Genomic DNA, 15,517 nt, shown 5'->3' on the forward strand with positions numbered 1-15,517 from the left:
ATATGAAGTATAATTTCGATGAAATTATTCCACGCAGAGGTACGAATTCCTATAAATGGGATTCGTCCGCAGATGCGGATGTCTTGCCGATGTGGGTGGCTGATATGGATTTCCGTACGGCTCCCCCCGTCGTGGAGGCACTGAAGAAGCGGGTGGAACATGGGATTTTCGGATATGTACGCGTGCCTGACGCATACTACGAGGCGATAACCAATTGGTTTGCACGACGACATACCTGGCGGATAGAAAAAGAATGGATTATTTATACTACCGGAGTTGTGCCGGCAATATCTGCTGCAATTAAAGCACTGACAGTACCCGGCGATAAAGTGATGGTACAGACGCCTGTATATAACTGCTTTTTCTCCTCTATCCGTAATAACGGGTGCGAGATGATTGCCAATCCTTTAGTATATAGAAACAGAGGGTATCAGATTGACTTTGATGATTTGGAGAAGAAAGCTTCCGATCCGAAGGTAAAACTCATGTTGTTATGTAATCCGCATAATCCTGTCGGAAGAGTATGGAGTAAGCAGGAATTAAGGCAGATAGGTGAGATTTGTATTCGGAATAATGTGTTTGTGATCGCTGATGAAATTCATTGTGAATTGGTTTTTCTGGGGCATGAATATACTCCTTTCGCTTCTATATCAGAAGAGTTTCTCATGAATTCGGTAACCTTTGTTTCGCCTAGCAAGGCTTTCAATCTGGCAGGGCTTCAGATAGCCAATATTATTTCTGCAGATGCAAATGTACGGGTGAGAATAGATAAAGCGATTAATATAAATGAGGTATGTGATGTGAATCCTTTCGGAGTGGAGGCGTTGATGGCTGCTTACAATGAAGGCGAAGAATGGCTGGAAGAACTTAAAATCTATTTGTTTGCGAATTACATCTATTTAAAAGGTTATTTTGATGAATATCTTCCGGAATTTCCCGTAATGATGTTGGAAGGTACGTATCTGGTTTGGGTGGATTGCTCGGTCTTGAATCAAACGTCAGCAGAAATAGTAAAAGACTTGTTGAAGAAAGAAAAACTTTGGGTGAACGAAGGCAGTCTGTATGGAGAGACTGGTGAAGGGTTTATCCGTATCAATATTGCGTGTCCGCGACAGCGGTTGATAGAAGGATTGAACAAATTGAAGCGGGTACTGAAATCATAAATACGAATGAAAAGAAGTAGTTAGAAAAAAGAACGCTCAAACGGTAAATATAACATACTCCGTTTGAGCGTTTCTCTTATTAAGAAATCTTTTTGGAATGATGGGGGAGAAAACGATAAGTTATATCCTCCATTATTCCATTTTCTATGTGGTACAACCGCTGATTGGTCGTTTCAGATTTTAATCCTCCCAGAGACTCGATGTAAGGTCCCAACTTTATATATTGGAAATGAGACACATCAAAGTGATCCGGCAGTTTGCTCTTCCCGGAGTACCATCCGACTTTTACCGGAGTGATGGTCTGCTTGTGTAAAAAAGCAGCTAGTTGTTCCACTTCTGCGGGTGAAGCATCACCGCCCATGAAACAGACACAGGTGATCGCTTTTCCATATTTACCGAGCAGGGTAGAAAGACTTTCTTCCGTCAACGGTTCTCCTACGTCCTCCATTAGATATGCACTGTGGCACCCTTTACAATGGTTGGGGCAGTTGGAGAGGTTGATGGCTAATGTCACCTCATCCGGTATCTCCTGAAAAACAATATCATAATCAGCGTACCGAAGCATAATATCTTAAATCGGCCTCCTTTTGCCGTGCTTGGGAGAAATTGCTGATACGTTTCATATATCCGATGACGCGGGTCAGATAATCCACATTCTCGCTGTGACATTCGGGACATTCATGCAGATAACGTTTGTCGATATGATGGCATTTGTTACATACTGTATTCGGAATATTGAATGTGAAGTAGTTGCAACCTTCGGTAGCGGCAACACGAAGCAACTGCCGGTATTGCTCTTTGCTAAGATGCTCTTCCAGATTCATGTGCAAAGCCGAACCACCCGTCAGATGCTCGATATAACGATGCCCGTGCAGGCGGAATTTATCGACAATGTTCAGTGATTTGTCTTCTACAATATAGAAATAGCTGTTGTAACATTCGCGGTAAGTCTGGAATCCGGCTTCCTTGTCCCATTTCGCGTGTTTCACACCCACATTTTCGGCAGGAATCATTTCGCAGTTGAAAAGTACTTCTTTGGTACGATATTTCTTATTGTATTTCTCAATCATGCCGAGAATCTCCTGCACAAAAGCCTCGTATTTCGGATTGTCGTTGATGTCGATTCCCATAAATTGGGCTGCTTCCACCAGTCCGTTCACACCGATAGTCAGATATTGGCGGCTCATATTGATATAGCCTGCATCAAACAAAGGCAACATACCCTTTGCCTGCAATAATTTCAGGTTCTCATTATAGGCAAGCTGTACTTTGTGAACCAAGTCTACTACTTCTTCCAGGAAGAAAGGGTAGAGAATACCTGATTTTACAGCATGCTGTATACAACGGTTCAGATTGATGGTCAACACGCTCTTCGAACCGGTAGAGACTCCTCCGGCTCCCAATGTATAGCTAAAGCCATTGTCCTGTATTTCATTACGCAGACGGCAGCAGCTACTCAAAGAGTCGGCATTGTCACTCATATAGGTGAAGAATGAATGTCCTTCGGCATACATTTCAGCGGTGAAGTCGCCATATTCCTTATCCAGTACATCGCCGTCTTTGGTCAGGAGTGCCATTGTCTCTACAGGGAATGTCAGAACGGTGCGTGTACGCTCCTTATTAAACCATTTCATAAAACGCTTCTGCAACCAGCTAAGCGAATCCCAGTCGGGTTTGCTTCCGTCGGGGAAAACAAAGTGCTCGAAAAGGCTATTGAAATAATACTTGTCATAATAAGCCACATTCCAGAAAACTGCCTGGAAATTGCGGGCACCCGTAGGCTGGTTGATGGAATATACGATTTGCTCGAAACAGTCTGTGATGATTTTATCGATCGATCTTTGTTTCAGAGACAAGTCTGCCAGTTTATCAGGGTGTTTATAATAATCCTGCCCGTATTCCAAACCGATGAAATAGTTCATGTACATCAGGAATTCAGGAGTGGCACATGCGCCGCTTAGCATACTGGATACGATAAATACCATGTTGATAAATCCTCCGCAGAAGGATTTCAGATTGGTCGGGGCGGTAGAATTGCCTCCTACTGCTGTTGTTCCTGCTATCAGCCAGGGATACATGGTAATACTGGCACAGTAGTTCGCCAGATTGGTTTCATCATTTTTGTAGATGAAGTGATGATTCAGGAGTTCCAAATAACGGTCGGAAGCCTCTTTACCATACATATCTCTCAAACGGTCTGTCAGCAGGCGGCGGTTGAGGCGGATGAAATTGGATTTGGGCAGTTCTCCTATCAGCGTGGCGATATTCTTGTTTTCCACATTGGCGTTGGCATCGTACTTACTACCGCTGGCAGGGTTGGAAGCATCGCAATAATCCATGAGGAATTTAAGTTTGTCTCTGACTTCACGGTCTTCCAAATGTTTTTGACGATACAGCATATACGCTTTGGCCACGCTGTAATAATGTTCTGCCATCAAGGCGACTTCCACCTGGTTTTGGATTTCCTCTACGTTTGTTCCGTCACTGATACTGACACGGCTTAACACATTGGTTATCACATCTTGCGTAGCAAAACTACCTACTGATAAAAATGCCTTGGATATGGCATTTTTGATTTTGTCGAGGGAAAAAGCTTCTTTTTTCCCGTCTCTTTTGATAATGAATATCTCCGAACTAATCATACCTATATTTTAAGAATTAACAAAATAGATTTAGTGCCTACATAGTTATTCATGCACGACAATTTCTGGAGACTTGTAATAAAATGGACCTGTACGATTCGTTCTATTGCCTTTCACCCGAAAGCCTGGAATAACGGAAATTTTATCGGCAGGTCTTCTGACTTGTTTTTGTTGTGGCGCCTTCCCGATCCGTTTCATGAATCAGTGGCAAATGAATGCCATAACATTTCTCTTTTTTATGAGAGAGATAAAACTTACAGCTACGGGGATAGTTCCGGATTTTCACTGGATTCCCTTTTAATTCCGTCTGGTGATAATGCCATTTCGGAAACCGATGTTGGCGGCAAAGTTAGAAATTAAATCAAGATTCCAATTGAAAAGGAAGAAAAATATTCGCTCTTTATCAGAACGATATATAGCATTAACAACCTGATAACTTTCCGTTTATGTTCTATTCTTCGTATTTTAGTAGAGTCCGGTTTATGTATTTCCTGCCTGATGGATGAATGAAAGTGTAGAATAATGAAACAAGATGCATTATGGTCAGCGATGTTGGGATCCCTTTCTCTTCAGGGAATGAGGCGTTTGCATTGATGTTTCCATATTTTAGATTTTTCGAAAGCATAATAGATGTTAATAGGGCTTATGGCTTGCGAACTAATATTTGATACGATATGTTGTTTAAAGTGAATAACGAATTAAAAAATGAACTAGAAAGTTAGACATGAACAAACAATACATTTCTAATGATTTAGGAGATAAAACATTACATTTAAAAACTTATGAATATGAGAAAATCTATTATTTTATTAGCTTTTATATTGGGTGGCTTTACAGTAGCAAATGCCCAATCAGTTGTAGAAGGTACCAAACTTACAGATAATTGGTCTGTCGGAGTAAATGCCGGTGGAGTCACTCCCCTTACTCACAGTGCTTTCTTTAAAGGTATGCGTCCCACTTTTGGAGTGGGAGTCTCAAAGCAATTAACTCCTATCTTCGGTTTGGGATTCCAAGGGATGGGATATATCAATACCACTTCCAGTAAAACGGCTTTCGATGCTTCGGATGTCAGTGTATTGGGTAAAGTCAATTTGATGAATCTATTTGCAAGTTACACGGGCGAACCTCGTTTGTTTGAAGTGGAAGCTGTTGCCGGAATGGGTTGGTTACATTATTATGTGAATGGCGATGGCGATCAGAACTCCTGGTCTACTCGTTTGGGATTGAATTTCAATTTCAACTTGGGTGAAAGTAAAGCATGGACATTGGGAATCAAACCTGCCATTGTGTATGATATGCAAGGTACTTATCCTGAAACGAAGAGCCGTTTCAATGCTAATAACGCAGGTTTTGAGTTGACAGCCGGATTGACATATCACTTTAAGACAAGTAACGGAACACATCATTTTGCCAAAGTGAGAGTATATAATCAAGCCGAAATTGACGGACTGAACTCTTCAATCAATGCACTTCGTGCAGATGTAAACAACAAAGATGGTGAGATCAGCAATGCAAACCAACGTATCAACGGATTGCAGGAAGAACTTGAAGCATGCCGCACAAAAGTGGTTCCGGTGGAGACTGTAGTGAAAACCGCCCGTGTACCCGAATCTATCATTACTTTCAGACAAGGTAAATCGTCAGTTGACGCTTCACAACTTCCTAATGTGGAACGTGTAGCTTCTTACCTGAAGAAATATGCTGATTCTAAAGTGGTTATTAAGGGATACGCTTCTCCGGAAGGTAGTGTTGAAGTGAATGCCAGAATTGCCGCAGCACGTGCAGAAGCTGTAAAAACGATCTTGGTCAACAAATATAAAATCAGTGCATCTCGTATCACTGCTGAAGGTCAGGGTGTAGGCGATATGTTTACTGAACCGGATTGGAACCGTGTAAGTATATGTACTATTGAAGATTAAACTGATATATTACAGAAATAGAATAATGAAGGCTGCCCCAAAAGGCAGCCTTTGTTGCATATCTTGGGTTGTATTTTTTGAATACTCTGAAAGTTTAGTAAACAGATTTCTTTGTACATTACATAAAATGGTTATTTTTGCAGGTATTGTTCATGCGCGTTCTGTGTTGAGTGTGCAAATATCAACCATTAAAAACTGTATTATGAAGAGAGTATTTGTTTTTCAAGATTTTAAATCGCAGAAATTCTGGAGTATAGATGTAGTCGGAACAGATGTTACTGTAAATTATGGTAAGTTGGGGACCGACGGACAAACACAAGTGAAAAACTACGCAACGACTGAAGAGGCTGAAAAAGCAGCCGGCAAACTGATTGCGGAAAAGACCAAAAAAGGGTATGTGGAAACTGCTGAAGAAACTGCACGTGAAATGAAAGTGGAAGCCAAGAAATATACTTTGAGTTACGATGAGTATGAAAACAATGTGAATCTTCTGGATAAGATATTGAAAGATAAACATCTCTCTGAATATAAACAAATAACAATCGGTTGTTGGGATTATGAGGGTGACGACTGTTCTGCCTTATTACAGGGAATGATTGAAAATAAGGAGAAGTTCGCACAAATAGAAGGCTTGTTCTGGGGAGATATTGAGCAGGAAGAACAGGAGATTTCATGGATTGAACAAGCTGATATTAGTCCGCTGCTCGATGCCATGCCTAATTTGAAGGATCTGAAAATCAAAGGAACCAATAATCTGCGTTTGGGAAAGACTTCACGGCCGGAGTTGCGGTCACTGGAAATTATCAGTGGTGGCTTGCCTACTGAAGTGGTAGAAGATATTCTTGGCTCTGATTTCCCCAATCTGGAAAAACTGATTCTATATGTTGGTGTGGAAGATTATGGATTTGAAGCTGATATTGAGATATTCCGTCCGTTGTTCTCCAAAGAACGTTTCCCGAAGCTGACTTATCTGGGGATCGTCAACTCTGAAGAACAGGACAAGATTGTAGAAATGTTCCTGGAGTCGGATATTCTTCCCCAACTTGAAACAATGGATGTTTCGGCCGGTACTCTCAAAGATGAAGGTGCCCAATTATTGCTGGATAATATGGATAAGATCGCTCATTTGAAGTTTATCAATATGCGCTACAATTATTTGAGCAAGGATATGAAGAAACAGCTGCAGAATCTTCCTATGAAAATAGATATTGCTGAAACTGAAGAGGCGGATGAATATGATGGTGAATTGTGGTATTCCCCGATGATTACAGAATAGGAGATGCAGATAATCGTTGTCAGCAACTCTCCGTCCAAACGTATAGAATACTTTATTGAAGCAGGCAAACACTTGCAGACGGAAGTTCGTTTTATGACTTACGGGGAACTTTTTAACTGCTTGCCGCAATTACGGCAGGCAGTTATCAAACTGGAACCTTGTGTAAGCGATGAAACGGATTTCCTGAAATATGCGCTGTTGAATCAGGCATATAAGGAAACACTGCAACGTTTGGGCGGGATAAGGCTATCTGATGACGTGTCCTTTTTGAATACTCCCCATGCTTTATTACGTGCTCTTGACAAAAAGGAGACTAAACAAGTGCTGGTGGACAGAGGTTTGAGAGTGACTCCGATGTTACCTTCTCCCCATTCTTTTGATGAGTTGAGAGAGCTTCTTGCCGGTTGCGGTAGAGGATGCTTTTTGAAACCCCGTTACGGTTCGGGGGCGGGAGGCATTATGGCTGTTCGCTATCAACCCAACCGGAATAAATGGGTAGTCTATACTACCTTGCAACAAGTGGATGGAGTCATTCATAACACCAAACGTATCCACCGTTTGAGTACGGAAAAAGAGATGATCCCGTTGGCGGAAGCGGTGATGCAAACAGAAGCTATTTTAGAAGAATGGATTCCTAAAGAGCAGTTGCAGGGAGAGAATTATGATCTCCGGGTAGTGTGCCGGGAATCTGAAATTGATTATATCGTTGTGAGATGTAGTAAAGGAAGCATAACCAATCTGCATCTGAACAATAAGGCACATTGGTGGAACGAGTTGTCTTTGCCGGAAGTAGTGCGGCAACAAATCTATTTTCAGTGTCAGGAAGCGGTTCAATCCTTGGATTTGCAGTATGCCGGAGTGGATGTCCTGATGGAGAGAGGAACAGATATTCCTTATATAATAGAAGTCAACGGACAGGGAGATCATGTGTATCAGGATATGTTTGCTCATAATTCTATTTATATTCAACAGATAAAAAACATAAAAAAGAGATATAACCATGCAAATAGATGAACTGCCGGCTGGCGAACAGACCCAAAATCCGGATCTGGATATGAATCAGGTGGTGGGTACTCATGATATATTGATGCTTTGCTTTGATACCTTGCGTTATGATGTCAGCAAGGAGGAAGAAGCGGCCGGAAGAACACCTGTACTGAACAGTCACGGAGGAGAATGGGAAAAAAGACATGCGCCGGGAAATTTTACTTACCCGTCTCATTTTGCCATCTTTGCAGGATTTCTGCCTTCTCCGGCGGAACCTCATTCGCTACGCAGCCGTAAGTGGTTGTTTTTCCCTGTGCAAGCTGGTACGGGACGTATTCCGCCTGCGGGAAGTTATCCGTTTACGGAAGCAACTTTTGTGCAAAGCCTTGCCAATGTAGGTTATGAAACGATTTGTATAGGAGGGGTGAACTTCTTCAGCAAGCGTAATGAACTGGGGCGTGTGTTTCCCGGTTACTTTACTAAAAGTTATTGGCTGCCGACCTTTGGATGCACGGCGCCCGATAGTACTGAAAAACAAATTGATTTTGCATTGAAGAAACTCGAAAACTATCCGGAGGACAAACGTATTTTTATGTATATCAATTTTTCTGCTATTCATTATCCGAACTGCCATTATGTGGAAGGCAAAATGAAGGATGATAAGGAATCACACGCTGCCGCGCTGCAATATGTCGACAGTCAGCTACCCCGTTTATTTCAGGCCTTTCAGAAGCGGGGAAATACGCTGGTGATTGCTCTTTCCGATCATGGCACTTGCTATGGAGAGGATGGATATGAATATCATTGCATATCTCACGAAACGGTTTATACAGTCCCTTATAAACACTTTATTTTAACGAAAAAATGAATCAACCGCTACCACGATATGTAGACTATATGTATAGTTATCCACATAAAACTGCTTATCGTTCTTTTCCGTCCCCGGTTTCGCTGGTTCCTTACCTGAAACAGGTGGAAGGACAGAAAGCATCGCTTTATTTCCATATTCCTTTTTGTAGTCATAAATGTGGATATTGCAATCTGTTTTCTCTGCAAACAAATCGTGCGGATTATATCGCAACTTATTTGGAAACTCTTCACAAGCAGGCGCAACAGTTGTCTCCACTCACCACCGGACTGGCATTTGATAGTTTCGCCATTGGAGGAGGCACACCGTTGCTTCTCACTGTTCCTCAACTGGAATACTTACTGGATACGGCTGCCTTATTCGGAGTGCATCCTTCACATACCTTTACTTCCGTAGAAACATCGCCGGAATATGCCGATCCTGCCCGTTTGGACTTGTTGAAGCAAGCAGGAGTGGCTCGTGTGAGTATTGGCGTACAGAGTTTCCTTGACGAAGAATTAACAGCTTTGAAAAGACATCCCCGGCAAGACATGATTAATCGGGCGCTGGAGGCTATCCGGAAGAGGCAATTCCCATTTTTTAATATTGATTTGATTTACGGAATCAAAGGACAAACTGTAGCCAGTTTTCTTTATTCATTGGAACAGGCTCTTCTGTTTCAGCCTAACGAACTCTTTATCTATCCGCTATATGTACGACCGGGAACGGCTATCACGGAGCGGGAATCCGATGATGTCTGTTTTCAGATGTATTGTGCCGCTTGTGATTTGTTGAAAGACAGAGGTTTTCTACAAACTTCGATGCGACGTTTTATTCATCATCCGTCTACTGATGCGGAAATCTCATGTGGGGATGAAGTGATGCTGTCGTGTGGCTCCGGGGGGCGCAGTTACCTGGGTAATTTGCATTATGCCACCCGGTATACTGTTTGCCAGCGTTGTATTGCCGGAGAGATAGATGATTATATGGGCACTACTGATTTTACAGTGGCTCGTAATGGATTTATTCTTTCGCAGGAAGAACGGCGGCAACGTTTTATCATTAAGAATCTGATGTATTATATGGGGCTTGACAAGACCGAATATAAGCGTCGCTTTGGAGAATCACCGGATAATGTGACGTTGTTCCGACAGTTAGCTGAACGGCAATGGATAGAAAATACGGATAACGGTCGTGTTTGTCTGACTTCCGAAGGAATGGCATACTCCGATTATATTGGTCAGTTGTTCATTACTCCTGAAATAAGAGAACTGATGGAAACTTATTCTTATTGAACGAAATAGAAATGGAAAACGAAAGCTCTTTACTTTCCTTCAGGCATATATATTATCGCGGCAAATTGAATAGCTGCAACTATACCTGTTCTTATTGCCCTTTCGGCAAGAAGTCGCATCTGGCAGATACGACACAGGATGAACAGGCATGGAATCGTTTTATAGCAGCTATTGAACAATGGAAAGGGGAGCCGTTGCAGTTATTTATTATTCCTTACGGTGAAGCATTGATCCATCGTTATTATCGGAAAGGAATGATGCATTTGGCAGCATTGCCACAGGTGGCTGGAATTTCCTGTCAGACTAACCTTTCTTTTCCGGCTAAACACTGGCTTGATGAGATTCGTGTGACTCCCACTGTGATAAGTAAGATAAGGCTCTGGGCCAGTTTTCATCCAGAGATGACTTCGGTAGAGAAATTTGCGCATCAGATTCATATACTCCATCATGCGGGAATACAGGTATGTGCCGGAGCGGTAGGAAATCCCTCTGCAAAGGCCGTACTCAATGATTTACGGAATACTCTTTTGCCGGATATTTATTTATTCATTAATGCTATGCAAGGGTTAAGGGCACCATTAAGTCAGGAAGATATTCAGTTTTTCAGTCAACTGGATAATCTTTTTGAGTATGACTTGAAGAATGCTCCGGCACAATGGGAAGTTTGCGCAGGAGGAAGGAATAATTGTTTTATCGATTGGAAAGGGGATATGTATGCTTGTCCCCGAAGCCGGGTGAAGATTGGTAATTTTTATCAAGGTGATGGAGCTATTGTGCCGCTATCTTGCGAGAGGAAGGTTTGTGATTGCTATATTGCGTTCAGTAACCTGAACAATCACCCTTTACATCGAATTATGGGAGAAGGGGCGTTCTGGCGAATACCTGACAAGCCACTTATTACGACAGTTTTCTTCGATGTGGATGGAACACTGACTGATTCACAGGGAAAAGTTCCTGAAAGTTATGCTAACGCTTTGCGATATATGGCACAGTCCGTTTCCTTATATCTTGCCACTTCTCTGTCGATGGAGCAGGCGAAGAAAAAGCTGGGAAAGGCTCTTTTCTATTTATTCAGGGGAGGAGTGTTTGCAGATGGAGGTTTATTATCTTATTCGGGCCAGATCAGGTGTTTGCCGGTGAAAGTATATCCGGAGGTATATGGAGAATCTGCAAAAGTCACTATTCATAGTTATGAAGGAGTGGTTTACAAGTATAGTATATTGGTACGTGATAAAGAACAGAGAGAAGCTATTCTTACCCGGTTGAAAGAAAATCCCTGCCAGGTCTTTCATAAAGCTCCGCTGATAACAGTCATTCATCCTGAAGCAAGTAAAAAAGAGGGGGTGATTCAGTTATGTAAGGTTTTGAATTTATCTTCTGAGCACACTTTAGTTGTAGGAAATTCGTTAAAGGATTGGCCGATGATGTCCGTGGTTTCTCATTCTTGTGCCGTAATGAATGCGGAACCCTTATTAAAAGAACGCGCACGTTATACGCTGAATCCGGATCGGTTGGCAGCTTTCTTTCGTTTTTCTAACGGAAATCCTATGGATCAAACCTCGTCTGATAATAGTTGATATATAGCTGGTTACATCTCCGTGAGAAAATAAAAACCGATTAAAATTTGGTAGTTATGAAAACAAAGCCCATATTTGCAGCCCTAAAATAGGGACAGGCATAAAATCCTCATCGGAGGGTGCTATAATGATAATTATGGTGCTGGATAAGATGAATGGTGCAAATCATTCGCTTGTCCGGCACTTTTTTTATGTTATAACAAAATAAGATAAAGAGGAAAAGTATCGAAGAAACTATGAAAGAGTTAGATTTGACACAAGGAAGCGTACCGAAGGTATTGTTGCAGTTTGCAGTACCTTTTTTGATTGCTAATGTGCTCCAAGCACTTTATGGCGGGGCTGACCTTTTCGTTGTCGGACAATATGATGATTCGGCAAGTGTGGCAGCCGTAGCTATTGGTAGTCAGGTGATGCAGACAATAACAGGTATTGTTCTGGGTATTACCACCGGGACAACAGTGCTGATTGCTATTGCTACCGGAGCCAAGGACAATCGGAAAGTAGCTTTTACTATCGGGTCTTCCGTATGGTTGTTTTCAATAACCGGCGTAGTGCTAACTTTGGTCATGGTACTTTTTCATGGTCGGATAGCAGAACTGATGCATACTCCCGTAGAAGCTATGGCAGATACGAAAAGCTATATTTTGGTATGCTCTCTGGGTATTCTGTTTATAGTGGGATATAATGTTGTATGTGGTATTTTGCGTGGACTGGGTGATTCTAAAACACCACTTTATTTTGTTGGGCTGGCATGTGTGATAAATATAGTGCTCGATTTTATATTAGTCGGTTATTTCCATTGGGGGGCTACGGGAGCGGCTATCGCTACTGTAACTGCACAGGGAGTCAGCTTTGGAATAGCACTCTGGTTCTTATACCGGCACGGATTCCATTTTGACTTTTCACGGAAGGATATTCGATTGAATCGGAACCTGTCTAAAAAGATCTTGGTGTTGGGAGCACCTATTGCTTTGCAGGATGCTTTAATCAATGTTTCTTTTCTGATTATCACTGTCATTGTCAATCAGATGGGAGTCATTGCATCTGCTTCCCTGGGTGTTGTTGAGAAAATCATCGTGTTTGCTATGCTGCCTCCGATGGCTATATCATCGGCTGTGGCAACCATGACTGCACAGAATTATGGAGCGGGACTTATCAAGAGAATGAATAAATGTCTGGCTTCGGGGATTGGGATTGCTCTTGTTTTCGGTGTGTCGGTTTGCGTGTATTCGCAATTCCTGCCGGAGACTCTTACTGCTTTCTTTACGAAAGATGCTGCTGTGGTGGCAATGGCGGCAGATTATTTGCGGGGATATAGCATCGACTGTATCGTGGTTAGTTTCGTGTTCTGCATTAATTCTTATTTCAGCGGACAAGGAAACTCGTTATTCCCGATGATTCACAGTCTGATAGCTACTTTCCTGTTCCGTATACCGTTGTCATACTGGTTCAGCCAGATAGATAGCTCGTCGCTGTTTATCATGGGATTTGCTCCACCCATTTCAACGGTCGTTTCATTATTGATTTGTATCTGGTATTTACGATATACCCAAAGGAAATTATATTTGAGAGGCACAATGATGCCTGCTATGTCGAATTAGGTGTTTTTAAGTGACATATATTAACTAAAATCTATTTTGTATGGAAGCTTATTTGAAGAAACTCTGTTTTGAGTATCAGGTAGATGAAAGAGAAGTGAAAGAGCTGTTGGCTCGAATGGAAATGGTGTATCTGGATAAAGGAGAAACGATTGCTTCTGCCACAATGCCGGAGCAGAGCTTGTACATTATTGTTTCCGGTATTTTGCATACATATACCACTCATGAAGGAGAGGAGAGAACCAACCGGTTTTTCTCTGCGGGTGATGCTGTGTTATGCTATAATTCAAGTCAGTACTCTATCAAGACACTGACGAAATGTACTGCTTATTACATCAGTGAAGAGGAGATTGAAGAGTTGTGTGCATCTTCAATTTCATTTGCGAATCTGGTCCGTCAACTGATGGAGTATCAGTTTTACTTTAAAGAGGAAGAGGATATGAGTGCCCGCAAACTGACAGTAAGGGAAAGGTATCTCTCTTTATTGGCGGAAATCCCGGATATTCTGTACAGGGTACCACTGAAGCACATTAATCATTACTTGGGGGCAGATGTAACCAGTTTGGGGTATCTGGCCGGAAGTTCTAAATAGGAAATATAACCTAGACATATTTTTTCTATGTATTCCTTATCAGATGGTTCATGGCTTATTCAATTGAATCGATTTTGAAAAGTCTTTGGATTATTTGGTAAGGAATACTATTTTTGTATTCTGAATGAAAAACTCAATACCTCGATATACTTTTTATAAGCATAAGTATGGGAGTGAACTTTTGGTCGATGTAGTAGAACTGAAGTATGTGAAGAAGTTCCTGGCTAAAGGTACTGTCCACACTCTCAACTATTATGATATTACTTTCATAACAGAAGGTAAGGGAGCTTTTGCAGTCGATAACCAAACCTATGAAGCAATTCCATGTGACGTCCTTTTCTCTAAACCGGGGGAAATCCGGAACTGGGATACTCATCATATCATCAATGGGTATGCGCTGATTTTCGAAGAAGAGTTTTTGTCTTCCCTCTTTAAAGATTCTTTGTTTGTACGGCATCTTTCGTTTTTTCAGATAGAAAGTTTTTCATCGCGACTGCATTTGTCTGATGAGCTTTATACACGCATACTTGAAACCTTGCATGATATAAAGATGGAGATTGATTCGTATCAACAGGGCGATGTACACGTTTTGAGAGCATTGCTTTATGAAGTCCTGATGTTGTTGGATCGTGCTTATCTTAAAATGACTTCGATGGAGGAGGGCAGAAGTAGGGAAGTTTCCAATAATCATGTAAGTAAATTCATGAATTTGGTTGCGACACATGCAAAAGAGCAACATTCGGTTCAATATTATGCGGATAAGCTCTGCATTACTCCTAACTATCTCAATGAGATGATAACCTCGACCATGGTTCAGCGCAAAACAATATATTCAGGGCAAGGTGATGGAAGAGGCTAAAAGGCTGCTTGTTTATACGGACTTTCCTATAGCTGATATTGCATTTGAACTCTGTTTTTCAACGGTTTCTTATTTTATCCGTAGCTTCCGGCAGCATACGGGAGAAACTCCGTTATTGTATCGTAAAGCGCACAAACCGTAAAAAGTGCTATTTCTACCTTTCTTTTTATTGCATTGCTTTCCTGGCATTTCTCTACTTTCGCATCAGATAATAAACCAATAATAAAAAAGTAAAATGATGAAAGACGCGGAAAAAACAGTAGGCAACATGATTGATAAGCTGAAAACAGCTTTTATCGGTTCGATAGACGGTGAAGGATTTCCTACTATCAAAGCGATGCTGCAACCCAGAAAAAGAGAGGGGATAAAAACGATTTATCTGACAACAAATACTTCGTCCATGCGTGTGGCGCAATACCGGGAGAACAACCATGCATGTATCTACTTTTGTGATACGAGATTCTTTAGAGGTGTCATGCTACGCGGTACGATGGAGGTCTTGACGGATAGTGCCAGTAAAGAGATGATCTGGCAGGAGGGAGATACCATGTATTATCCGGAGGGAGTGACGGACCCTGATTACTGTGTATTGAAGTTTACTGCTGTTTCAGGACGTTTCTATAGTAATTTTAAATCGGAAGATTTTGTGCTCGGATAGTGTGTAAGATGGGATGATTGGAATGGTAATGCGAAGGTGTGGCATAATGAATAATAAAACGCAGATTAACGCAAATTATCGCAGAAATAATTTTATAAGTCCTT

The 15,517-nt window shown here is 41.7% G+C and carries 12 protein-coding genes, 1 pseudogene and 1 riboswitch; of the genes and pseudogenes, 11 read left to right on the forward strand and 2 right to left on the reverse strand.

Translation table 11 applies throughout. The features are described 5' to 3' along the window. Nucleotides 1–2: 2 nt before the first annotated feature. Nucleotides 3–1,163, forward strand: coding sequence for a MalY/PatB family protein (locus DXB58_RS03625; protein ID WP_122135937.1), 1,161 nt, complete (start codon nucleotides 3–5; stop codon nucleotides 1,161–1,163). Nucleotides 1,164–1,242: 79 nt separating this feature from the next. Here the strand turns inward: DXB58_RS03625 and nrdG are convergent, their stop codons facing one another. Together nrdG and nrdD are read right to left on the reverse strand one after the other, a co-directional pair. Further along, the gene (gene nrdG / locus DXB58_RS03630) at nucleotides 1,243–1,728 is read right to left on the reverse strand and encodes an anaerobic ribonucleoside-triphosphate reductase activating protein (RefSeq protein WP_117934962.1); all 486 of its coding nucleotides are present in this window, start codon (nucleotides 1,726–1,728) and stop codon (nucleotides 1,243–1,245) included. Continuing rightward, a complete protein-coding gene (gene nrdD, locus DXB58_RS03635; RefSeq protein ID WP_009000010.1) occupies nucleotides 1,712–3,805 on the reverse strand; it encodes an anaerobic ribonucleoside-triphosphate reductase in 2,094 nt (697 codons plus the stop codon). Before nrdD ends, nrdG begins: the two co-directional genes overlap by 17 nt. A gap of 129 nt (nucleotides 3,806–3,934) precedes the next feature. Next, nucleotides 3,935–4,156: riboswitch (cobalamin riboswitch) on the reverse strand. Between the two features lie 431 nt (nucleotides 4,157–4,587). On the opposite strand from nrdD, the gene DXB58_RS03640 reads away from it, so the two are divergent. The 10 genes and pseudogenes from DXB58_RS03640 (at nucleotide 4,588) to DXB58_RS03685 (ending at nucleotide 15,413) form a co-directional block, all read left to right on the forward strand. Beyond that, complete coding sequence (locus DXB58_RS03640) at nucleotides 4,588–5,724, forward strand: OmpA family protein (protein ID WP_008774604.1); 1,137 nt, start codon at nucleotides 4,588–4,590, stop codon at nucleotides 5,722–5,724. A gap of 202 nt (nucleotides 5,725–5,926) precedes the next feature. Beyond that, nucleotides 5,927–7,000: an STM4015 family protein gene (locus DXB58_RS03645; protein WP_122135986.1), complete on the forward strand. Its 1,074-nt coding sequence runs from the start codon at nucleotides 5,927–5,929 to the stop codon at nucleotides 6,998–7,000. 3 nt (nucleotides 7,001–7,003) lie between these two features. After that, the gene (locus tag DXB58_RS03650; protein WP_122135938.1) at nucleotides 7,004–8,014 is read left to right on the forward strand and encodes an STM4014 family protein; all 1,011 of its coding nucleotides are present in this window, start codon (nucleotides 7,004–7,006) and stop codon (nucleotides 8,012–8,014) included. Continuing rightward, nucleotides 8,001–8,855 (forward strand): STM4013/SEN3800 family hydrolase, encoded by an 855-nt coding sequence (locus DXB58_RS03655; protein ID WP_004297058.1) that lies wholly within the window; start codon nucleotides 8,001–8,003, stop codon nucleotides 8,853–8,855. Before DXB58_RS03650 ends, DXB58_RS03655 begins: the two co-directional genes overlap by 14 nt. Then, complete coding sequence (locus DXB58_RS03660; protein WP_122135939.1) at nucleotides 8,852–10,129, forward strand: STM4012 family radical SAM protein; 1,278 nt, start codon at nucleotides 8,852–8,854, stop codon at nucleotides 10,127–10,129. Before DXB58_RS03655 ends, DXB58_RS03660 begins: the two co-directional genes overlap by 4 nt. An 11-nt stretch (nucleotides 10,130–10,140) precedes the next feature. Further along, nucleotides 10,141–11,706, forward strand: a complete 1,566-nt coding sequence (locus DXB58_RS03665) for an STM4011 family radical SAM protein (RefSeq protein WP_122135987.1) — start codon at nucleotides 10,141–10,143, stop codon at nucleotides 11,704–11,706. Nucleotides 11,707–11,942: 236 nt separating this feature from the next. Further along, entirely contained in the window at nucleotides 11,943–13,307 is a 1,365-nt protein-coding gene (locus DXB58_RS03670; RefSeq protein WP_122135940.1) for an MATE family efflux transporter, read from the forward strand. Between the two features lie 40 nt (nucleotides 13,308–13,347). After that, nucleotides 13,348–13,896 (forward strand): Crp/Fnr family transcriptional regulator, encoded by a 549-nt coding sequence (locus DXB58_RS03675; RefSeq protein WP_122135941.1) that lies wholly within the window; start codon nucleotides 13,348–13,350, stop codon nucleotides 13,894–13,896. 124 nt (nucleotides 13,897–14,020) lie between these two features. Next, nucleotides 14,021–14,897 (forward strand): annotated as a pseudogene (locus DXB58_RS03680) (helix-turn-helix domain-containing protein). A 93-nt stretch (nucleotides 14,898–14,990) separates the two neighbouring features. Continuing rightward, on the forward strand, nucleotides 14,991–15,413 hold the full coding sequence (locus DXB58_RS03685; protein ID WP_199487892.1) for a pyridoxamine 5'-phosphate oxidase family protein: 423 nt from the start codon (nucleotides 14,991–14,993) through the stop codon (nucleotides 15,411–15,413). Nucleotides 15,414–15,517 lie beyond the last annotated feature (104 nt).

Origin of the sequence: Bacteroides sp. OM05-10AA, assembly GCF_003439055.1 — a bacterium.
Taxonomy (GTDB): Bacteria; Bacteroidota; Bacteroidia; order Bacteroidales; family Bacteroidaceae; genus Bacteroides; species Bacteroides intestinigallinarum.